This window comes from Ensifer adhaerens, assembly GCF_001270265.1.
Lineage (GTDB): Bacteria > Pseudomonadota > Alphaproteobacteria > Rhizobiales > Rhizobiaceae > Ensifer > Ensifer adhaerens_B.
In genome coordinates, this window is the sequence record NZ_LGAP01000030.1 from 46,524 (window position 1) to 66,574 (window position 20,051).

A 20,051-nucleotide genomic window follows, 5' to 3' on the forward strand; every position below is an offset into this window, starting at 1 on the left:
GGGGCGGTAATCCGCTGTTGATCGTGGATACGCCATTGCCGGGCAATGGCGCAATCTTTTGCTAGATCGATTTGAGGTCCTCGCATTGCAACGCCTCCGGAATGTTCTGGTAGGCGACCGGCCTGAGGAACCTTCGGATCGAGAGGGTCCCGACGGAAGTCGCGCCGAAGTTGGTGGATGCGGGATAAGGGCCGCCGTGGACCATGGCGTCGCAGACTTCGACGCCGGTCGGATAACCATTGGCCAGCACGCGACCTGCCTTGCGCTCGAGGGCTGGCAACAGTCTGCGCGCCAGTTGTGTGTCGGCTTCATCGAGATGCAGCGTGGCGGTGAGCTGACCGGCAAAGCTTTTCGCAACGGCGACCATCTCCTCGATGGTCTCGACCGTAACAATCAGGCCGAGCGGACCGAACACCTCTTCGGCAAGCCCGTGGTTGGAGAGCCAGTCATTGGCGGAAACACGGAAAAGGTAGGGCGTAGCGTTGCGCAAATCGCAGGCGGTGCTCAGGACCTCGCGCACGCCGGCGCCGGCCGCGATGCGTACGCTGCCCTCGCGATAGGCCTTGGCCATGCCCTCTGTCAGCATGACCTGCGGGCCGACTTCGCTCAGCGCGGCGCGGGTCGCCTCGGCAAATGCATCGGCGTGGTCGGAAAGGATCACGGCAATGCCTGGATTGGTGCAGAACTGACCTGCCCCCATCGTCAGCGAGTTCGCCCATCCCCGGGCGATCTGAGCACCACGGGCCTTCGCCGCTTCCGGCAATATGAACATCGGGTTCACCGAACCCAGCTCGCCAAAGAAGGGAATGGGTTCGGGGCGCGAGACGCAGAGATCGAAGAGGGCGCGGCCACCGGCAAGCGAACCGGTAAAGCCGACCGCCTTGATGAGCGGGTGTGTGACGAGCGCCGTGCCGACATCGCGGCGGCCGCCCTGAATCAGCGAGAATACGCCCGGATTGAGCCCGTTTTTCCGGATGGCGGCATCGGCGGCTTCCGCCACGATCTCGCTTGTGCCGGGATGGGCGGAGTGACCTTTGACGACGACCGGACAACCGGCGGCGAGCGCCGAGGCGGTATCGCCGCCCATGGTCGAAAAGGCGAGCGGGAAGTTGGACGCGCCGAAGACGGCGACGGGGCCGATCGGGCGCTGCATAAGGCGTATATCGGGGCGGGGCAGGGGTGTGCGGTTCGGCAACGCCTCGTCACGGCGTCTGTCGAGATGTTCACCCTTGCGGATATGCGAAGCAAAGAGGCGCAATTGCCCCGTTGTACGGCCGCGTTCGCCTTCCAGGCGGGCAGCCGGCAAACCGGTTTCCGACGTGCCGATCTCCGTAATTTGGGCACCACGGGCCTCGATCTCATCGGCAATGGTGTCAAGGAAGGCGGCGCGTTTCTCCCGGGAGGAATAGCCGTAGGACCAGAAGGCTTCTTCGGCGGCCTCGACCGCCTTGTTCACCAGTTCGACCGTGCCGACGGAAAATTCGAAGGCATCGCCGTGGGAAGGCTCGCTGCGGAACGTGGGCTGCGTTGCGAGCCATTCGCCCGCAACCAGATGCTTGCCATGGGGCACATAGGTCATTCTCTACTCCTTGAAGATCGGATTGTTGACGAAGCCGCCGCCCTGGAAGCGGACCATCGGGTCGCTCGGGTCGGGTTTCGGGGTGTGGGTTGCAATGCGCGCGCGGAAGGCCTCGGCATTGTCATTGGGCTTCCAGCCCAGCCAGCCGAGATGCGAGTTGTCCCACCAACCGGCGTCGTTGTCCGAGCTGCCCCATATGACCGGGCAACCGAGTGTCGGCGCGCGGAAGATCGCCTCGATCATCGAGGTGAAATCGTCATGGGAAAGCCAGGTCGACAGCATGCGGTAATTGGTGGGTTCCGGTGTGCAGGAGCCGATGCGCACCAGCGCAGTCTCCTGCCCGAATTTTTCGAAGTACATACGAGCCAGCGCCTCGCCGAAGCATTTCGAAACCCCGTAAAGCCCGTCAGGGCGAAAGGGCGCGTCCGGCCCGAGGCGCTCGGTCTGTGGGTAGTAGCCGATGGTGTGGTTGGAACTGGCAAAGACGATGCGCGGCCGGCCGTGGGCGCGGGCGGCCTCATAGAGATTGTAAAGACCGACGATGTTGCCGCCAACAATCTGGTCGAACGGCCGTTCGACGGAAACGCCGCCGAGGTGGACGATGCCGTCGCAACCGGCGACCATTTCGTGCACTGCGGCCGCGTCGGAAAGATCGCAGGATATGCACTCCTCATTCTCCTCAGGGGAATCGAGAGGAGCAAGATCTGCGAGGCGAATCGTCTTGGCGAGTGGTGCAAGGCGTTTGCGCATCACCTGGCCGAGCTGGCCGGCCGCGCCGGTGAGCAGAAGGCGTCTCAATTCCGGTTTCCTTTTATAAATCGCAGCACCGCCCCGTGCGGGCATGCGCCCCATGTCAGACGACACCGTCAGCAAGAACGGCGCTGCCGCGCGCTTCGATCTGACCGAAGCGAAGTGCGGTTAACGCTGGCGAAACCCCGGTCCCAGCGTAAGGGTCGTCAGGCCGATCCTTGTTGCGGTCTTGACCGACGTTCAATCGAGCGACGGCCTCGCATGGCTCCGTGTCCAATGATCCCATGATCGCTTCACTCCAAATCACGCACATTCCCGCATCGCTCCTTCCGGCATCTTGACCTCTGGCAACATATCATACAATAACGGTAACATATATTATGTGTTGTCTACAACTCGATGGAGGAATTAATGCTGACTGTGGAAACAAGACAGGCGGTCAACCCGGAATATGCCAAGACACTCGATACAACAGGGCTCCGGCGGCATTTCCTGGCTCAGGGCATGTTCAGGACCGGCGAGATCCGGCTGATCTATACCCATTACGATCGTTTCGTGATCGGCGGGGCGGTGCCGGGCGATCAGCCCCTGACGCTGGCCAAGGTCGAGGAAACCAAAACTCCACTGTTCCTCGATCGGCGTGAAATGGGCATCGTCAATATCGGTGAGACCGGTACCGTGGTGGCCGGTGGTGAAACCTACACCTTGAGCCGCGGCGATGTCCTTTACCTCGGTGCCGGAACGGGTGAAGTCACCTTCGCTGGCAAGGGCCGGTTCTATATCACGTCGTGCCCGGCGCACCGTCGTCTGCCGGCACGCCTCATCACCGCTTCTGAAAGCAAGGAAGTGAAAATGGGGACGTCGGCAACCTCCAACAAGCGCACCATCAACCAGTTCATTCATCCACTCGTGATGGAGAGTTGCCAGTTGGTGCTTGGCTACACAACGCTGGAGGACGGATCCGTCTGGAACACCATCCCCTCGCATATCCATGACCGCCGCATGGAGGCCTATCTCTACTTCGGCATGGACGAAAAGTCCCGGGTTCTGCATCTGATGGGCGAGCCCCAGGAGACCCGTCATCTGTTCATCTCGAATGAGGAAGGCGCGCTTTCTCCACCCTGGTCGATCCATTCCGGTGCCGGTATCGGCTCCTACACATTCATCTGGGCCATGGCCGGCGACAACGTTGATTACACCGACATGGACTTCATTCAGCCGGAGGACCTGAAATGAAAAATCCCTTTTCGCTTCAAGGCCATAAGGCGCTAGTCACGGGCTCGAACACCGGTCTCGGGCAGGCGATCGCCATCGGTCTCGCTGCAGCCGGGGCGGAGGTGATCTGCGCAGCTCGCAGGCCGCCAGAAGAGACCCTCGATTTAATCACCGAGGCAGGCGGCAAGGCGATCGGACTTTCTCTCGATTTTGTCGATCCCATGGCCGCGCGAGACGTGTTCCAGGATCAGGGCGTCGACATCCTGGTCAACAACGCCGGCATCATCCGTCGCGCCGATGCGGTGGATTTTACCGAGGAAGACTGGGATGCGGTGATCGATGTAAACCTGAAGGCGCTCTTCTTTACGACCCAGGCGTTCGCGAAGGAATTGCTGGCCAAGGGGCGGCCAGGAAAGGTGGTCAATATCGCTTCGCTCCTTTCCTTTCAGGGTGGCATCCGTGTCCCATCCTACACAGCTGCGAAACACGGCGTGGCTGGTCTCACCAAATTGCTTGCAAACGAATGGGCGGCCAAAGGCATCAACGTCAACGCGGTTGCGCCCGGCTACATCGAAACCAACAACACTGAAGCGCTTCGCGTCGACGCTGCCCGCAACAAGGCAATCCTCGATCGCATTCCGGCCAATCGCTGGGGTCGTCCGCAGGACATCGCCGGTGCGGCGGTCTTCCTGTCGTCGCCGGCAGCCGATTACATTCATGGGGCGGTTCTCAATGTCGACGGCGGCTGGATGGCGCGCTGACCTGCTGAATAGAGAGTCATCACACAACTTGTATGATGACTTATTGACATATGTCGTATGTGTAGCTAAATGTTTGCACGAAGCACGTACAAAGGAAAACTGAAATGAACCCTGAACAAATCAAAGCCGCTCTCGGCTCCGGTCTTCTCTCCTTCCCGGTCACGCATTTCGATGCCCAAGGGCGCTTCGCGCCGGAAAGCTACAAGGCGCATGTCGAGTGGCTTGCCGGCTATGAGGCTCCGGTGCTTTTCGCAGCCGGCGGCACCGGGGAATTCTTCTCGCTGAAGCCGGATGAAATCCCGGGCGTGGTTGCGGCTGCCAAGGAGGCGGCAGGAGAAACCGCCATCGTGTCGGGGTGTGGCTATGGCACCGATATCGCCGTGGATATCGCCCGTTCGGTCGAAAAGGTCGGAGCCGACGGCATCCTGCTGTTGCCGCACTACCTGATCGATGCGCCTCAGGAAGGCCTCTACGCTCATATCAAGAAAGTCTGCCAGTCGGTGGGTATCGGCGTCATGGTCTATAACCGTGACAATTCGGTGCTGCAGGCCGATACTCTTGCCCGGCTTTGCGACGAATGCCCCAACCTGATCGGCTTCAAGGACGGCACGGGCGATATCGGCCTGCTGCGCCAGGTAACCGCCAAGATGGGCGATCGGCTGATGTATCTGGGCGGCATGCCCACGGCCGAGCTCTTCGCCGAAGCCTACCTCGGTGCCGGCGTCACCACCTATTCGTCTGCCGTGTTCAACTTCGTGCCCGGTCTTGCCAACGAGTTCTACGTGGCGCTTCGCGCCGGCGATCGCTCCACCTGCGCGCGCATCCTGACGGATTTCTTCTACCCGTTCATGGCTATCCGCAATCGGGTCAAGGGCTACGCCGTCTCGGCAATCAAGGCGGGTGTGCGGCTGCAGGGCTTCGACGCTGGCCCGGTGCGCGCACCGCTCGTGGATCTGACCGATGAGGAGCATGCCATGCTCGACACCCTCATCGGAGCGCACAAGCGCAAGGCCTGACAGGGCGAATTTGGGAGGAACGCGATGAAGATCACCGCCGTTCGCACACATCTCCTGGAACACCGGCTCGACACGCCGTTCGAAAGCGCCTCGATGCGCTTTGACCGGCGCGCCCATGTCCTGGTGGAGATTGAATGCGATGACGGAACGACAGGCTGGGGCGAATGTCTTGGCCCGGCCAGGCCCAATGCGGCGGTGGTCGCAGCCTATTCCAATTGGCTGATCGGTCAGGATCCGCGCCAGACCGAGAAGATCTGGGCGGTGCTCTATAATGCACTGCGCGATCAGGGACAGCGCGGTCTGACCATCACCGCGCTGTCAGGCATCGACATTGCGTTGTGGGACATCAAGGGCAAGCACTATGGTGCCTCGATCTCCATGCTGCTCGGCGGGCGTTGGCGCGAAAGCGTGCGCGCCTATGCGACCGGCAGCTTCAAGCGCGACGGCGTCGACCGGATATCCGACAACGCCATGGAAATGGCCGAGCGCCGTTCGCAGGGGTTCCATGCGTGCAAGATCAAGATTGGTTTCGGCGTCAACGAAGACCTGGACGTCATACGGGCAGTGCGCGAGGCGATCGGCTCCGACATGCGGCTGATGATCGATGCCAACCACGGCTACACCGTCACCGAAGCAATCCGGCTTGGCAAGGCAGCGGCAGAATACGACATCGACTGGTTCGAGGAGCCGGTGGTGCCCGAGCAGCTCTCCGCCTACCGGGATGTACGCGCCGGTCAGCCTATCCCGGTCGCCGGAGGCGAGACCTGGCATACGCGCTACGGCATGTGGTCCGCGCTCGAGAGCCGTGCGGTCGATATTCTCCAGCCGGACCTCTGCGGTTGCGGCGGCTTTTCCGAAGCGCAGAAGATCGCGAGCCTGGCGACGCTTCATGGCGTCCGCATCGTTCCCCATGTCTGGGGAACGGGCGTGCAGATCGCCGCCGCGCTGCAGTTCATGGCGGCGATGGTCCCTGATCCGGTCCGCGGCAACCCGATTGAACCGATCATGGAATTCGACCGTACGGAAAACCCGTTCCGCCAGGCAGTGCTGAAGACGCCGCTGGAAGCGGTCAACGGCGTCGTCGCCATTCCGAACGGGCCGGGTCTCGGTATCGAGGTCAATCGCAATGCGCTCGTCGAATTCAAGATGCCGGGAACCTGACGAAGGACCCAATCCGGTCGCAGTCCGTCCTACGCCCGTTGCCTCTCCATTGCGCGGGTGGCGGCGAGGCGGATTTCCTGTTCCGGCTCGTCGAGCTGCAGCAAATCGCCGTGCCGGCTCTGGTGGACCTTGTTCATATGACCGCGCGGGCTGAGGCCGAGCGTACGCTTGAACATGCGCGAGAAATAATAGGGGTCGGCATAGCCGACTTCCGCCGCCGCGGCCGCCACTGAAAGGCCTCCCTCGAGAAAATGCATGGCGCGCTCCATGCGCTTGAGTTCCTGGTACTTGCGCGGCGTGCGGCCCACCCGCTTCTGGAACTCGCGCAGGAAATAGTCGGCGTTGTAGGGCGAGGCGTCGACTGCCTTTGCGGCAATCTCCGGATCGAGCGGATTGGCCGAGATCATCGTTGCAGCCTTCATCACTGCAAGGTCGATCGCGTCTGCCCCCTCCGGCTGATAGGTCGCATGATCGCGCCAGCCGAGAAACGCATCCTCGATGAAGGCGATGAGCAGGACCATGAAAAGATGATGTTGACCGAGCGAGACGGAGGAGGGAGGTGCGCTCTGACGATAGTGGCGGGCAATCGGCTCGAGAAACGGCCAACGGCTCAATCGCAGTTTCGGTCTCAGGTTCATCTGCGCGATCAGGTTATGACGACCATAAATGTCGAGCGTAAAATGCTGCGCCACGCCGATATAGGTTTCGCGCCCCTCGTTCCAGCCAATGAAGCGCTGGCCGGCACTTATCAGCATGGCGTCGCCCGGCTCCATGACGCATGGCTCGCCATCGATCAGGTAGTGGCCGCGACCCTCAAGGCAGATGATGAGATCGTCGACCGGGTTGGATTTGTCGATCCTCCAGGTTTGCGAGTGCTCCATGCGGATCGCCGCTCGCGTCAGATTGAGTGTCAACGCCGCAGGCGGAATTGCCGATAGAATGCCGCCTTCGATTTCGTCCATCTTTTTCCTTCCCTTTGTGAATTCATTCTGATCTGAAAAAGGGCAAATGTCACTGCACCGACCGCTTCTTCTGGGGAGGAGATCGGTCCGCACGATAGGTAAGGGCGTGGCCGCTCATCCTTTCTGCACCGAATTGGGAGCCAGATTTGTACAAAATTGCATCTAAGTCCACTGCGCTCAAGTGCTGCCCGGGAGGCAGGCTATGAAGATGCAGCGTCTTTTGGGGCTGGGCTATCTTACCCCCTACATCGTCGGCCTTCTTGTCTTCACTGCAATCCCGTTCATCGGGTCGCTTTATCTGAGCTTCACCAGCTATGATCTGATGAGCGAGCCGCGATGGACGGGGCTTGCCAACTACGAACGGCTCTTCACGCGTGATCGCACCTTCATCAAGTCGCTGAACGTCACGCTGCTCTATGTATTTTTGACGGTGCCTTTGAAGCTCGCCTTCGCGCTCTTCATTGCGGCGATCCTCAATTACAAACTGATGTTCATCGGCCTCTTTCGGACCGCCTTCTACGTGCCCTCGATCCTCGGCGGCTCGATCGCCATTGCCGTTCTGTGGCGCTACATTTTTGCCACGGAAGGTCTTGCAAACATGGCCTTGGCGACGGTCGGTCCTTCCCCGGTGGATTGGTTCGGTGATCCGACGAACGCGCTTTTCACCATCACGCTTTTGCGCTGCTGGCAGTTCGGCTCAGCCATGGTGATCTTCCTCGCCGCGCTGCAGTCTATCGACAAATCGCTTTACGAGGCGGCGGCCATCGATGGTGCGGGCAAGGTGCGCACCTTTTTCTTCATTACATTGCCACTGCTGACGCCGGTCATCTTCTTCAACCTCATCATGCAGATGGTTCAGGCATTCCAGGAGTTCAACGGCCCCTACATCATCACGCAGGGCGGCCCCCTGAAGGCGACCTATCTGCTGCCGCTCTACATCTATGACGAGGCCTTCAAGAAGTTCAACATGGGCTACGCCTCGTCCATCGCCTGGGTGCTCTTCACCATCGTCACCGCCCTGACCCTCGTAGCCTTCTGGTCTTCCAAGAAGTGGGTTTTCTACGCCGGCGACAAGCGGAGCTGATCTCATATGACCGATTTTACCTTCAACGACCTCCAGGCCGCGCGCCGCGCAAGGCTGCGGCTGATCTCGACGGCGATCCGCTACATCCTGCTCTTCGCGGTCGGCTTCGTGATGCTCTATCCGCTGATCTGGCTGGTCGGTGCGAGCTTCAAGACGAACTCGGAAATCTTTTCGGGCGCCGGCTTTCTGCCGGAGAAGCCGACTGCCGCCGGCTACATCAAGGGCTGGCAGACATCGACACCCTACACGTTCGGACGCTTCTTCTGGAATTCGTTCCTAATCATCCTGCCGAAGGTGATCGGCACGGCCATCTCCTGCACGTTGGCGGCTTACGCCTTCGCGCGGTTCGACTTCCCTTTGAAGAAGATACTCTTCGGCTCGGTGATCGCGATCCTGCTGCTGCCCAATGTCGTCACCCGCATTCCGCAATATATCCTGTTCCGCGACTTGGGCTGGCTCGACAGTTTCCTGCCGCTCTGGGTGCCCTCGGCGCTCGCCGGCGACGCGTTCTTCGTCTTCATGCTGGTGCAATTCCTGCGCTCATTGCCGACCGACACGGAGGAGGCGGCGCGGGTGGATGGCGCCAACAGCATCCAGACGCTGATCTATATCGTGGTCCCGATGCTCGCTCCGGCACTGATCTCGGTGTGCCTGTTCCAGTTCATGTGGACCATGAACGATTTCCTCGGGCCGCTGATCTATCTGTCCTCGGTGGACAAATATCCGGTGAGCCTCGCTCTCAAGCTTTCCATCGACACGACGGAAGCTTTCGAATGGAACCGCATCCTGGCGATGTCGGTGCTCACGATCGCCCCCGCGCTGATCGTTTTCTTCGCTGCGCAACGATACTTCATTGAAGGGATCTCCTCCGGGGGGATCAAGGGCTGAACATGGCTAAGGTTCAACTGAAAAATCTCGAAAAGGTCTATGGCAACGCCTTTAAGGCTGTCCACGGTATCAACCTCGATATCGACGACGGCGAGTTCATGGTCTTTGTCGGCCCCTCGGGCTGCGCCAAGTCGACGACGCTGCGCATGGTCGCGGGACTGGAGGAGATATCCGGCGGGGAGGTCGTCATCGGCGATCGACGCGTCAACGATCTGCCGCCCGGCAAGCGCTCGATAGCGATGGTGTTCCAGAACTACGCGCTCTATCCGCACATGAAGGTGAGGGGCAACCTTGCATTCGGGCTGAAGATTGCCGGCAAGCCAAAAGTGGAAGTCGACGCCGCGATCGAACGGGTCGCCAAGATTCTTGAGATCGAGCCGCTCCTCGACCGGCTTCCCAAACAGCTTTCAGGCGGTCAGGCCCAGCGCGTGGCACTCGGTCGCGCGCTGATCAAGAAGCCGGGTGTCTTCCTGTTTGACGAGCCGTTGTCGAACCTCGACGCAAAATTGCGAGCCTCGATGCGAGTCCGCATAACCGACCTGCACCGCCAGCTGAAAGCGGAAGGCTTGTCGTCGACAGTCATCTACGTGACGCATGACCAGACCGAGGCCATGACGATGGGCGACCGCATCTGCGTCATGCAGGCAGGCCATATCATGCAGGTGGCGACGCCGAAGGAACTCTATGACCGCCCGGCGAACCTGTTCGTCGCTGGGTTTATCGGCAGCCCGGAGATGAACCTGATCGATGCGAAGCTCGACGGCTCCTCCTTCTCGGTCGGCAGCCAGAGCCTGCCGCTCGGACCGCACCTGGAAGGCCGTCTTTCGAGCCGCCCGGCCGAAGCCGTCATCGGCACTCGCCCGCAGCACCTTTCGCTTGCCGCCGATGGCCCGGCGTTCACAGCCAAACTCACCAATGCCGAGTTCATGGGCCACGAAGTCTACATCCATGCCGATCTGGAGGGCCACAGGGTGGTCAGCGTTGTTGGCGCAACCGATTTCGAGGCGCTGGGTCGCTCGGAGATCATCCGCCTGCGTCCGGAACCGGAGCGGTTGCACATTTTCGACAAGACCGACGGCCGCAACGTCTCGCTGTGAGGAGGCGACGTTGAGCCATTCATCAACAAGGAGGAGAACCATGAAGACAGCGCGAACCTTGCTTGCATTAACCGGCGTCGCCTACGGCGCGCTTTCGCTCGGTGCCACCGCTCAAGGTGCCGAATTGCGCATGGCGTGGTGGGGTGGCGACAGCCGTCACGTTGCCACCCAAAAGGCGACAGCCGCCTGTGGCCAGAAATACGGCCACACCGTCAAGGGCGAGTTCACCGGCTTCGACGGCTATCTCGAAAAACTGACGACCCAGATGGCCGGCAGGACCGAAGCCGACATCGTTCAGGTCAACTGGCCGTGGCTGCCGCTGTTTTCCAAGAACGGCGAGGGCTTCGCCGATCTGCGCAAGTTGAAGGCGATCGATCTGTCCAACTGGTCGGAGGGCGATCTCGCCGCCGGCTCGATGAACGGGGTCCTGCAGGGGCTTTCGGTCTCGACAACGGGGCGCGTCTTTTTCTTCAACGCGACCACCTTTGAGAAGGCTGGCGTCGAAATTCCTGAGAATTGGGACGAATTCTTCGCCGCGACCGCAACCATCAAGGACAAGCTCGGTAAGGACCACTACACCTTCAACGCGGTGAAGGAGACCGCCCAGCTGCTGGTGACGCTGGCAGTCGTGCAGAAGACCGGCAAGGATCTCGTCGACCAGACGAGCAACCGCGTGGCCTGGACCCCGCAGGAGCTTGCCGAAGGCATCTCCTTCCTCGGCAAGCTGGTGGAGACCGGCGCAATCCGCTCTCAAAAGGAAGAGGCCGCCGACGGCAACGTCAATCTGTTCGAAAAGCCCGCTTGGGCCGAAGGCAAGGTCGCCGGCTCTTATGAATGGGATTCAACCTATTCCAAGTACGCCGATCCGCTGAAAGACGGCCAGGTGCTGAAACCTGTGCCGATGCTGAAGCTGGCCGGAGCCGTGACCGAAGGCGTCTATCGCAAACCGTCCATGGTGTTCTCGATCTCCAAGAACTCGAAGAACCAGGATGCTGCGGCTCAGATCGTCAACTGCCTTCTGAACGAGCCGGAAGGCATCGACGCTCTTGGCACATCGCGTGGGCTTCCCGCGTCGAAAGCCGCCGCCGCCCGGCTTGGCGACAAGGGTGAGGTCGAGGTTCGTGCCGCTAATGCCATCGTCATGGCCTCGACCGGACCGACGGTTTCGCCCTTTAACGAGCATCCGGAAATTCGTGCCGCCTTCATCGATACGCTTGAGGAATACGCCTACGGCCAGATCACGGCCGAAGAGAGCGCCCAGCAGATCATCGACACCGTGAACGACGTTCTCGTCGAGTTCGACTGATCACGAGCACTGCCCGCCGCGGAATGCCGCGGCGGGTCTCCCGCCCGCGTGGCGGGCATGGAACACGAGGCAAGACATGATCCGACCTTCCATTATCGCGCGCTCGGCGCGAACGGCGGCGCTATGCCTGCCTGCACCCGGCGCGCTTTACCATCTTCGAGCAAGGACGGCCTGGCGGCTGTCTTCGCCGGATGAGAACACGGACCTGCAACAAGGAGAGACAGAAACCGTCGTCACCCTGCTGCATGGACTTCATCCGGCGCGCCGCTACCTTTTCGAGGCGGAAGGGTTTCTGCCGGTGTCCTTCGAAACGGCGCCGTGTGCAGGGCTCGTCGACGCTGCCGATTTCGGTCTCGTGCCCGACATTGTGCCCGACGATCTCGACGGCGCTGGCGCCAATGCCACAGCACTTGCCGAAGCGGTCGCAGCTGTTCCCAAGGGAGGTACGCTATGCCTCGCTGCTGGCCGGTGGACGTCGTTGCCGGTCGGGCTCAAAGGTCAAATGACCTTGCACCTTGCCGAAGGAGCGATCCTGCGAGCGCCATCGGGGCGCGGCGGTTGGCCAATTCTGCCGGCCCACGATCATTGCGGCCGCGTGCTTGGCAGTTGGGAAGGTCTGCCTGCTGCCTGTTTTGCCGCCCCGGTACATGCGGTCCTGGCAGAGAACCTGGTGATCGAGGGCAGGGGCGTCCTCGACGGATCCGGCGACAGAGGCGATTGGTGGAGTTGGCCGAAGGAGACGCGAGACGGCGCGCGTCGTCCACGCGGCTTGCATCTGATCTCCTGCCGTGACGTAACCCTGCTGGGCTTCACGATCCGCAACGCGCCGTCCTGGACCATACATCCGCAGGGTTGCGAGCGATTGACGGCTGCCGGCCTTACGATAATTGCGCCGCCCGACAGCCCGAACACCGACGGTTTCAATCCTGAGAGTTGCCGCGACGTAACGATTACAGGTGTGCGTTTTTCGGTAGGCGACGATTGCATCGCAGTCAAGGCGGGCAAGCGCGGGCCGAACGGCGAGGACGGTCACCTCATGGAAACGCGCGGCGTTCGCGTCAGCCGCTGCCTGATGGAGCGCGGCCATGGCGGTCTGGTGATCGGCTCGGAAATGTCAGGCGGCGTGCATGAGGTCTCCGTTGAGGATTGCGAGATGATTGGCACCGATCGCGGCCTACGGCTGAAGACCCGTCGCGGTCGCGGTGGGGCGATCACCAACATTTCCATGCGTCGGGTGCGGCTCGATGGCGTCGAAACCGCGCTTTCGGCCAACGCCCACTACCACTGCGATGTCGATGGCCACGACCCTTGGGTGCAGAGCCGTGAGCCGGCGGAGATCAGTGCCGCAACCCCAGTCATCGTCGGTGTCACCATAGAGGACGTCGAGATCCATGGGCTCTCGCATGCGGCAGGCGCCTTCCTCGGTCTGCCAGAGGCGCCGATCCGCAACGTCAGCATCCGCGGCCTGAAGATCATCTCGCTTGACCCAACGGCCGTCGCGACGCCACCCATCATGGCCGACCGCGTGCGGCCCATGCGCCATGAGGCAATCGTCGCCGAGCAAGCGGAGATCGATTGCGACGATCCGGCCTTGCTGAGTGCCTCCTCCGTTTCCCTTTCCTTAGAATGAGATCCGCCAGTGTATCCGACAGACTATTTCGATGAATTCGCCACGCGCTACATCAGCTACAAAGGCGGTAGCTGGTGCTACGAGGATGGATGCGTCTATCGCGGTCTCATTCATCTTTTCGAGGCGACGGGCGACGCGCGCTGGAAGGCGCATCTGCACCGCCTTGCAGATCCGCAGATCGCGCCTGACGGTGCGCTTTCGGGCTACGATCCGCATGAATACAACATCGACCATATCTTTGCCGGGCGCTCCTTGTTCGCACTCGCCGAAGGGTCTGACGATCCCCGCTATCTTCTGGCTGCGGACCGTCTGGCCGGGCAATTGCAAAGCCACCCCCGCATCGCCGCCGGCAACTACTGGCACAAGAAGCGTTATCCGCATCAGGTCTGGCTAGACGGGCTCTACATGGGGCTGCCGTTCCAGATCGAGTACGGAAAATCCACCGGCCGCACAGGCCTGATTGCCGACGCCCTGCAGCAATTTTCAACGGCACTGGCTTTGACGGCGACTACGGGCGGCCTCTACGTCCATGGCTACGACGACAGCCGTCAACAGCGTTGGGCCGACCCGGTGACCGGTCGGTCTCCGGCCGTCTGGGGGCGTGCAGTTGGCTGGCTGGCCATGGCACTGGTCGACGCTCTGGCTATGCTGCCCGCCGACGAGGCTACCGCTTCGCTTCGCCAGCGCACCAGCCTCCTTCTAACGGAGATCACGACCCGCCAGGCGACTCCCACCGGCCTCTGGCCGCAGGTGCTCGACGCGCCGGATCTCAAGGGCAATTATGAGGAAAGCTCCGCCTCGGCCATGTTCGCCTACGCGCTGATGCGCGCTGCCCGTCGTGGCCTGGTTGACCCGGATAGGGCCGCAGTCCTGGCTGTCGCCGGCAGACGCGCGCTCGATGGCCTTCTGCGTGCCCGGCTCGTTGCCGATGACGAAGGCATCACTCGTTTCACAACCATCGTCCATGTCGCAGGCCTTGGTGGCTTCGAGGGCAACTATCGCGACGGTTCTGCACGCTACTACCTCACCGAGCCGACCGTTGCCGATGACGCCAAAGGTGTCGGGCCACTGATGATGGCCTATGCCGAAAGCCTGATGGCGGCATACTAAGCATCAGACGGCTATCCTTGTGATCGCCAAGCCAATTGTAGCGGTCAGAAGATCGTCCGAGGGATCTGCCAACGTCAGCCAGGCAGGCCCCTTCGATCGCGGGCGGATGAAAATGGCGCACAGGCTCACATGCCGTTGCCGTCCGATCCGCCCGGAAGCACGAGGGGAAGAAGCCAACCGATCGGTGAGATTCCTGAACGCGATCACGATTTCGGCGTCGGCACTGATTGATACAAAGTTGCCGTGAAGCAATGCGTTCGGCGCAGGATCGAATGCGCTCAAGGCGGCCACCGAAGCTGTTTGCCCAGTTGCTAGGAAACAGCTTCCCCCAGAGCTTTCTGGAGCCGTTCCAGATGTTCAATGCAGACATACTTCACTACGCGGAGCAATTCGTCAGTCCGCACTCCCAGCCAAATCAACGCTTCCTCGCTGATCTCGTAATGTTTCGAATAGCGTGCTTTCACATACGCTTCGTTGAGCGTGTTGAACCAAGCGCGTTCGCGGTGCTGGTCGCGTGGAAATGCCTCCGCAAGGCGGCGGTCCTGTTCCTCTGCGAGAGCGCGCAGGAACGTGATGTTGTGCGCTGGCGGCGCGTAATTGGTTAAGGTCAGAAGGACGCAGGTATAGGCCTGCTCCAGCGCCTGGTGAAGCTCGAACGCTGCACGCTTACTATATTGTTTAGTGTGAGCATATTTGGCCAGGTCTGCGAACTCGGTCGCGGCGGCATACCTATCGTCAAAGTACTCACTTGAGACCTTCAGCCGTTCCTCTGCCGTGAGCGGCTGCGGCTCCGCGAGCGGCTCATCGTCGAGTTCATAGAGGACGACGCCTTCCTTGCGGATGTCGGAGAAGAAATACTGCCCCTCCTTCAGATAGGTATTCACCTCGCGACGGGAATGCACGATGAAGCTGACCGGCGTTTCGATTGAAGGATCGCGGATCAGCCGATCGGCGGCCTTGTGCCAGTACTCCGCGTAGTCGCAGAGCTTGCGATTGTTGACGATGATCAGCAGATCGAAGTCCGAACGGTAGCCCTTCATGGTGAAGGGTTCGTCCACCCAGCCACCCTTGGCGTATGAGCCGAAGAGCAAAATCTTCAGGATGCGGCCGCGCTTCTTGAAGTCGGCCGTTCCTTCCTTCAGCGCGTCCTCGAACTCTTCGTGCAGGATCTCGACGGCGCGCGCGAGTTCTCGCTGCTTGCGTGGCGGCATATGGTCGAGAGATGATTTCATCATGGCGGTAATATGATCCGCGGGTCAGGTGGAAACGATAATCAAATCAAACGTATGATATGGGCTGATGTTACACCAGTGGGAAGCCAACCACAAAGCCGCACAATCGCCTGTCTGATGGTCAATGTCATCCTGACATCCTCTCCCCGTTCCCGTCGGACAATGACGCCGGCGCAAGAATATCCTCACAACTCCTGTCGCAATCACGCGTGAGGGAGCCCGGCAGCTCCGCGCGCAGCCAGCCGCAAGCGCCATGACAGCACGCCGGCAAACGCGATCTTGAACCGGCAGCCAAAAAGTTCGGCCGCGATGGAATAAGTCTGCACAAGCTTTCGTATACTGCTGCATGAACGATAGATCGCCAGGCTTCAATATCGTCAGCCAGCTGGCAGCGCTGCTCTATCTCAACTTCGTCAACATCTTCCAGCTCCTCCTCAACTTTACCGGCGAGCGGGAAGGTTGAGGCCAGGCAAAAGCAGCATCAAAGCTGCTGGATGTCGATCTTGTCGACGAGGCCGATCGCTATTCGACGCTTGCCGGGCTCATCCTGTGGCGGCTCGGTCACCTTCCGAGCACCGGCGAGACTGTCGTCTACGGCAGCCTTTCCTTTGAAGTCGTGGCCTTGAACGGCCGCAACATCGGCAAGGTGCGAATTTCGCAGTCGACGGTCAGCGACGCGCTTGCGTCCGCTCTGCGAGGGAAGCTTGGGGTAGCAGCCGATACAGCTCGTAAACACAGGCGTCGCGATCGACGCCTGTGTTCGGGTCGTTTCCCGGCTATCTATCGTTTCCGGGAGCAATCGCCGGTCACAGGAGCTCGTAGCGCCGCAGAATTTCCTCGATCTGGGCGTCCTGATCCTTGTTGGGCAAAAGGGCCGGCTGGCGGCTGGCGCCGACGGAGGCGTCCTGCAGATAGAGCGAGCGCTTGACCATCGCCGGCGCGAAGCCGAGGGCGTAGAGATCCGTACGAAAGGCCGAGTAGATCGCCTGCTGCCGCTCGGCTTCGGCGATATCGCCGGTGTTGAAGGCGTTCAAAATCCCCGCCAGAACGTTCGGCATGGCATTGCCGAGGCCCGATATGCATCCGGCCGCGCCGTTCTGCAGCGCCCAAAGCACCAGATGGTCTGGGCCGGAGTAGACTTCGAAACCCCGCACGTCTTTGGCCACTTCGAGATAGGCCTCAAGCGTTTCTTTCGCTCCGCCGGAATCCTTGATGCCGGCGATGTTGCCGTGGCGCGACAGCGTGCGCGCGGTCTCCGGCTCGATGTGGTTCTGCGTGCGGGCCGGAATATCGTAGAGATAGACGGGCGTTTCGACGGCATCCGCGACCGTCGAAAAATGACGGATCAGACCGTCCTGGGTGCAGGCGATGAAGAACGGCGTTATCACGGCGATACCGTCGACGCCGATGCGGTCGAATTCGCGTGAAAGCTTCAGCGTTTCGAAGGTGGCGGGCATGCCCGCATTGACGATGACCTTGACGCGACCGGCGACTTCATCAACCACCTCCTCCGTCAGGCGAACTTTTTCTTCGAAGGTGAGCGCACTGAAGTCACCGTTGGTGCCCGCGCACATGATGTTGTTGCCGGCGTCGACCTGTCGACGCACCTGCGCGCGCGTTGCTTCATAGTTGATGGTCTCATCGTCGTTGAAGCAGGTGACGAGCGCGACAAAGGCTTGCTTGGACATTTCAGTCTCCAGGGATTGGGGGACGCCTCAGGAGGCGTATTCGAGCCGGGCGGCGCGATTGGCCGCCTGAACATCGGGGTCGGGATCAAGTCCGGCTGCCAGCAGCGCGCGGGTATAGTCCTGGCGCGGGGTTTCGAATACCTCCTGCACCGTGCCCAATTCCACGACATTCCCCTTCTGCATCACCATGACGTGGTCGGCGAAGTCACGAACGACGGGAAGGTCGTGCGCAATGAAGATGAAGGCGATGCCCATGTCCTTGCGAAGCCTGTCGAGCAAGGCAATGACCTGGGCCTGGACCGAGACGTCAAGCGCTGAAACCGCCTCGTCGCAGATGATCAATTGCGGCTCGAGAGCGAGCGCCCGGGCAATGGCGATGCGCTGGCGCTGGCCTCCGGAAAACTGATGCGGATATCGCCCCATATGTTCCGGGCCGAGACCCACCTGAACCAGCAGTTCGGCCACACGTTCGCGCCATTTTGCCTTCGGCAGAATGTCCGGATGGATCACCCAGGCCTCGGAGATCAGCTGGTAAACGGTCATGCGCGGATTGAGCGACTGGGTGGGGTCCTGGAACACCATCTGCAGGTCGCGCCGTAATTTGTAGAGTTCCGCCGGCGACAGCTGAAAAAGATCGCGGCCCTTCCACAGCGCGCTGCCGCTATCGGGCTCGTCCAGCCTGAGCAGAATGCGGGCGAGGGTGGATTTGCCTGAACCGCTCTCGCCGACGACGGCCATGGTCTCGCCAGGCATGAGGTCAAAGGAGATGCCTTTCAGCGCCTCGAAGTTGCCGTAATGCTTGCGCACGCCGCGGACCGACAGAACTGGCTCGCCGCGCCCTCCCGGAGAGTGCATTTTTCCCTTACCAGGTGCGGCGGCGATCAGCTTGCGCGTGTAAGGGTGCTGCGGGTTCTTGTAGACATCGCGAACCGTTCCCGCCTCGACCAGTTCGCCCTTCTCCATCACCACAACGCGGTCGGCGATCTCGGCGACGACGCCGAGGTCGTGGGTGATGATGAGAACCGCCATGCCGGTTTCCTGCTGCAGCTCTTCGAGAAGCGCCAGCACTTCGGCCTGTACCGTCACGTCGAGCGCCGTTGTCGGCTCGTCGGCGATCAGCAAATCCGGGCGAAGCGCAAGCGCCATGGCGATCATGACGCGCTGGCGCTGGCCGCCGGAAAATTCGTGCGGATACTTGTCGAGCGATTTTTCCGGGTCGGGAATGCCGACGCGGGTGAGCAGGCGCAGAGCTTCTGACTGCGCCTCGGCCCTTACGGCACCATGGGTCGTCAATGCCTCACGTATCTGCCAGCCGACCGTATAGACCGGGTTCAGATGGCTGAGCGGATCCTGAAAGATCATCGCAATGCGGCGACCGTTTACCTCGCGTCGTTTCTGCGCCGGCATCTTCAGGAGGTCGACGCCGTCGAGCAGGATCTCGCCCGAGCTGATACGCCCTGGCGGCATGTCAATCAGGTTCATGATCGCCGACGAGGAGACCGACTTGCCCGACCCGCTTTCCCCCAGGATCGCGAGCGTCTCGCCGCGATCGAGATGGTAGGAGATGTTGCGGACGGCTTTGACCACGCCCATGACCGTGTGAAATTCAACCGAGAGGTTGCGCACTTCCAGCAGATGGTCAGCCATTTTTGCGGCCTTTCATTTCCAGGCGCCAGCGCTGGACGGGATCGAGCGCGATGCGCATCCAGTTCGAAAGCAGGTTCAGCGACATGGTCGTCAGGATGATTGCAAGGCCCGGCCAGAAGGACAGCCACCAGGCATTGGTGAGATATTGCCGCCCTTGAGAGATCATCAGGCCCCAGGTGATTTCGGGCGGCTGGATGCCGATGCCGAGGAAGGAAAGAGCGCTTTCCGCCAGCATGACATAGGCGAAGTCGAGTGTGGCGAGCGTCGTCAGCGTCGGTAGCACCACCGGCAGGATATGCCGGAACAGGATGCGCCTGCTCGATGCGCCCATGACGCGCGCCGCCTGCACGAACATGCGTTCGCGGATCTCCAGCACCTCGGCGCGGGTCGTGCGCAGGTAGACCGGAATGCGCGTGATCGAGAGGACCAGCATCAGGTTCAAGATCGACGAACCGAGGACATAAAGCACGATCACCGCGATCAAGAGCGACGGGAACGACATGATGACGTCGGCCAGCCGCATGATGATCTGGTTGATGCGCGCGGAGGAGAAGCCCGCGATCAGGCCGAGGGTCGTACCGACGACGGCGGAGATCGCCACGGCGCCGGCCGCGACCATGAGCGTGTTTTGCGTTGCCACGATGATGCGGACAAACAACGGACGTCCGAGGGCATCCGCCCCCATCCACCAGACCCAGCCGCGTTCCCACTCGAACGGGGCGGCATTTCGGCCCCGCAGGTTCTGCTTGGTCGCAAGATCGCCGAGCCAGCTCGGGCCGACGATCGCCACGACGAGGATGATAATGAGGAAGATGGCGGCACAGAGGGCGAATTTGTCGGCCCACAGCATGCGCGCCATGCGGACCAGGAACCCCGGTTCGGCGGCGATTGTCGTATCTGTCGTCTGTAAGGTCATGGCCGGACT

18 protein-coding genes and 1 pseudogene are annotated in these 20,051 nt (G+C 61.1%); 11 read left to right on the forward strand and 8 right to left on the reverse strand.

The genetic code is table 11. The annotated features are described in order from the left end of the window. Nucleotides 1-61 precede the first annotated feature (61 nt). Nucleotides 62-1,579 (reverse strand): aldehyde dehydrogenase (NADP(+)), encoded by a 1,518-nt coding sequence (locus AC244_RS28590; protein ID WP_053252214.1) that lies wholly within the window; start codon nucleotides 1,577-1,579, stop codon nucleotides 62-64. Nucleotides 1,580-1,582: 3 nt separating this feature from the next. Next, a complete protein-coding gene (locus AC244_RS28595) occupies nucleotides 1,583-2,377 on the reverse strand; it encodes an NAD-dependent epimerase/dehydratase family protein (RefSeq protein ID WP_053252215.1) in 795 nt (264 codons plus the stop codon). Nucleotides 2,378-2,740: 363 nt separating this feature from the next. On the opposite strand from AC244_RS28595, the gene kduI reads away from it, so the two are divergent. The 4 genes from kduI (at nucleotide 2,741) to AC244_RS28620 (ending at nucleotide 6,482) form a co-directional block, all read left to right on the forward strand. Continuing rightward, nucleotides 2,741-3,565, forward strand: a complete 825-nt coding sequence (kduI, locus tag AC244_RS28605; protein WP_053252217.1) for a 5-dehydro-4-deoxy-D-glucuronate isomerase — start codon at nucleotides 2,741-2,743, stop codon at nucleotides 3,563-3,565. After that, the gene (gene kduD / locus AC244_RS28610) at nucleotides 3,562-4,305 is read left to right on the forward strand and encodes a 2-dehydro-3-deoxy-D-gluconate 5-dehydrogenase KduD (protein ID WP_053252218.1); all 744 of its coding nucleotides are present in this window, start codon (nucleotides 3,562-3,564) and stop codon (nucleotides 4,303-4,305) included. Before kduI ends, kduD begins: the two co-directional genes overlap by 4 nt. Nucleotides 4,306-4,409: 104 nt before the next feature. Then, on the forward strand, nucleotides 4,410-5,321 hold the full coding sequence (gene kdgD / locus AC244_RS28615; protein ID WP_053252219.1) for a 5-dehydro-4-deoxyglucarate dehydratase: 912 nt from the start codon (nucleotides 4,410-4,412) through the stop codon (nucleotides 5,319-5,321). A 24-nt stretch (nucleotides 5,322-5,345) separates the two neighbouring features. Further along, the gene (locus AC244_RS28620) at nucleotides 5,346-6,482 is read left to right on the forward strand and encodes a mandelate racemase/muconate lactonizing enzyme family protein (RefSeq protein ID WP_053252220.1); all 1,137 of its coding nucleotides are present in this window, start codon (nucleotides 5,346-5,348) and stop codon (nucleotides 6,480-6,482) included. Nucleotides 6,483-6,511: 29 nt separating this feature from the next. Here AC244_RS28620 and AC244_RS28625 read toward each other — a convergent pair whose 3' ends face one another. Beyond that, nucleotides 6,512-7,444 (reverse strand): helix-turn-helix transcriptional regulator, encoded by a 933-nt coding sequence (locus tag AC244_RS28625; protein ID WP_053252221.1) that lies wholly within the window; start codon nucleotides 7,442-7,444, stop codon nucleotides 6,512-6,514. A gap of 202 nt (nucleotides 7,445-7,646) precedes the next feature. On the opposite strand from AC244_RS28625, the gene AC244_RS28630 reads away from it, so the two are divergent. The 6 genes from AC244_RS28630 to AC244_RS28655 all read left to right on the forward strand — a co-directional run bounded on the left by AC244_RS28630 (nucleotide 7,647) and on the right by AC244_RS28655 (nucleotide 14,559). Further along, complete coding sequence (locus AC244_RS28630; protein WP_053252222.1) at nucleotides 7,647-8,528, forward strand: carbohydrate ABC transporter permease; 882 nt, start codon at nucleotides 7,647-7,649, stop codon at nucleotides 8,526-8,528. A gap of 6 nt (nucleotides 8,529-8,534) precedes the next feature. Next, nucleotides 8,535-9,416, forward strand: coding sequence for a carbohydrate ABC transporter permease (locus AC244_RS28635; protein ID WP_053252223.1), 882 nt, complete (start codon nucleotides 8,535-8,537; stop codon nucleotides 9,414-9,416). Between the two features lie 2 nt (nucleotides 9,417-9,418). Continuing rightward, nucleotides 9,419-10,513 carry an ABC transporter ATP-binding protein gene (locus AC244_RS28640; protein ID WP_053252224.1) on the forward strand — a complete coding sequence of 365 codons (1,095 nt, stop codon included), beginning with the start codon at nucleotides 9,419-9,421 and terminating at the stop codon, nucleotides 10,511-10,513. Between the two features lie 40 nt (nucleotides 10,514-10,553). Beyond that, nucleotides 10,554-11,819, forward strand: a complete 1,266-nt coding sequence (locus AC244_RS28645) for an ABC transporter substrate-binding protein (RefSeq protein ID WP_053252225.1) — start codon at nucleotides 10,554-10,556, stop codon at nucleotides 11,817-11,819. 76 nt (nucleotides 11,820-11,895) lie between these two features. Next, nucleotides 11,896-13,449, forward strand: a complete 1,554-nt coding sequence (locus tag AC244_RS28650; RefSeq protein WP_053252226.1) for a glycoside hydrolase family 28 protein — start codon at nucleotides 11,896-11,898, stop codon at nucleotides 13,447-13,449. A 9-nt stretch (nucleotides 13,450-13,458) separates the two neighbouring features. After that, on the forward strand, nucleotides 13,459-14,559 hold the full coding sequence (locus AC244_RS28655; RefSeq protein WP_053252227.1) for a glycoside hydrolase family 105 protein: 1,101 nt from the start codon (nucleotides 13,459-13,461) through the stop codon (nucleotides 14,557-14,559). 3 nt (nucleotides 14,560-14,562) lie between these two features. Here the strand turns inward: AC244_RS28655 and AC244_RS28660 are convergent, their stop codons facing one another. Next, nucleotides 14,563-14,841, reverse strand: coding sequence for a hypothetical protein (locus AC244_RS28660; protein ID WP_152976147.1), 279 nt, complete (start codon nucleotides 14,839-14,841; stop codon nucleotides 14,563-14,565). A 29-nt stretch (nucleotides 14,842-14,870) separates the two neighbouring features. After that, on the reverse strand, nucleotides 14,871-15,791 hold the full coding sequence (locus AC244_RS28665) for a nucleotidyltransferase and HEPN domain-containing protein (RefSeq protein WP_053252258.1): 921 nt from the start codon (nucleotides 15,789-15,791) through the stop codon (nucleotides 14,871-14,873). Nucleotides 15,792-16,335: 544 nt separating this feature from the next. On the opposite strand from AC244_RS28665, the pseudogene AC244_RS38355 reads away from it, so the two are divergent. After that, nucleotides 16,336-16,392: pseudogene (locus AC244_RS38355) on the forward strand (hypothetical protein); the annotation flags it as partial. Between the two features lie 205 nt (nucleotides 16,393-16,597). Here the strand turns inward: AC244_RS38355 and AC244_RS28675 are convergent. The 3 genes from AC244_RS28675 to AC244_RS28685 are packed head-to-tail and all read right to left on the reverse strand — an operon-like array spanning nucleotide 16,598 to nucleotide 20,042. Continuing rightward, a complete protein-coding gene (locus AC244_RS28675) occupies nucleotides 16,598-17,479 on the reverse strand; it encodes a dihydrodipicolinate synthase family protein (protein WP_053252230.1) in 882 nt (293 codons plus the stop codon). Nucleotides 17,480-17,506: 27 nt separating this feature from the next. Further along, nucleotides 17,507-19,126: an ABC transporter ATP-binding protein gene (locus tag AC244_RS28680; RefSeq protein WP_053252231.1), complete on the reverse strand. Its 1,620-nt coding sequence runs from the start codon at nucleotides 19,124-19,126 to the stop codon at nucleotides 17,507-17,509. Then, a complete protein-coding gene (locus tag AC244_RS28685; protein ID WP_053252232.1) occupies nucleotides 19,119-20,042 on the reverse strand; it encodes an ABC transporter permease in 924 nt (307 codons plus the stop codon). The genes AC244_RS28680 and AC244_RS28685 overlap by 8 nt, the downstream gene beginning before the upstream one ends. Nucleotides 20,043-20,051 lie beyond the last annotated feature (9 nt).

Excerpts from the sequence above, each read along its gene's own strand:
- AC244_RS28590 (WP_053252214.1), bottom strand. The coding sequence starts at position 1,579 with ATGACCTATGTGCCCCATGGCAAGCATCTGGTTGCGGGCGAATGGCTC.
- kduI (WP_053252217.1), top strand. The coding sequence starts at position 2,741 with ATGCTGACTGTGGAAACAAGACAGGCGGTCAACCCGGAATATGCCAAG.
- kduD (WP_053252218.1), top strand. The coding sequence starts at position 3,562 with ATGAAAAATCCCTTTTCGCTTCAAGGCCATAAGGCGCTAGTCACGGGC.
- kdgD (WP_053252219.1), top strand. The coding sequence starts at position 4,410 with ATGAACCCTGAACAAATCAAAGCCGCTCTCGGCTCCGGTCTTCTCTCC.
- AC244_RS28620 (WP_053252220.1), top strand. The coding sequence starts at position 5,346 with ATGAAGATCACCGCCGTTCGCACACATCTCCTGGAACACCGGCTCGAC.
- AC244_RS28625 (WP_053252221.1), bottom strand. The coding sequence starts at position 7,444 with ATGGACGAAATCGAAGGCGGCATTCTATCGGCAATTCCGCCTGCGGCG.
- AC244_RS28630 (WP_053252222.1), top strand. The coding sequence starts at position 7,647 with ATGAAGATGCAGCGTCTTTTGGGGCTGGGCTATCTTACCCCCTACATC.
- AC244_RS28635 (WP_053252223.1), top strand. The coding sequence starts at position 8,535 with ATGACCGATTTTACCTTCAACGACCTCCAGGCCGCGCGCCGCGCAAGG.
- AC244_RS28640 (WP_053252224.1), top strand. The coding sequence starts at position 9,419 with ATGGCTAAGGTTCAACTGAAAAATCTCGAAAAGGTCTATGGCAACGCC.
- AC244_RS28645 (WP_053252225.1), top strand. The coding sequence starts at position 10,554 with ATGAAGACAGCGCGAACCTTGCTTGCATTAACCGGCGTCGCCTACGGC.
- AC244_RS28650 (WP_053252226.1), top strand. The coding sequence starts at position 11,896 with ATGATCCGACCTTCCATTATCGCGCGCTCGGCGCGAACGGCGGCGCTA.
- AC244_RS28665 (WP_053252258.1), bottom strand. The coding sequence starts at position 15,791 with ATGAAATCATCTCTCGACCATATGCCGCCACGCAAGCAGCGAGAACTC.
- AC244_RS28675 (WP_053252230.1), bottom strand. The coding sequence starts at position 17,479 with ATGTCCAAGCAAGCCTTTGTCGCGCTCGTCACCTGCTTCAACGACGAT.
- AC244_RS28680 (WP_053252231.1), bottom strand. The coding sequence starts at position 19,126 with ATGGCTGACCATCTGCTGGAAGTGCGCAACCTCTCGGTTGAATTTCAC.
- AC244_RS28685 (WP_053252232.1), bottom strand. The coding sequence starts at position 20,042 with ATGACCTTACAGACGACAGATACGACAATCGCCGCCGAACCGGGGTTC.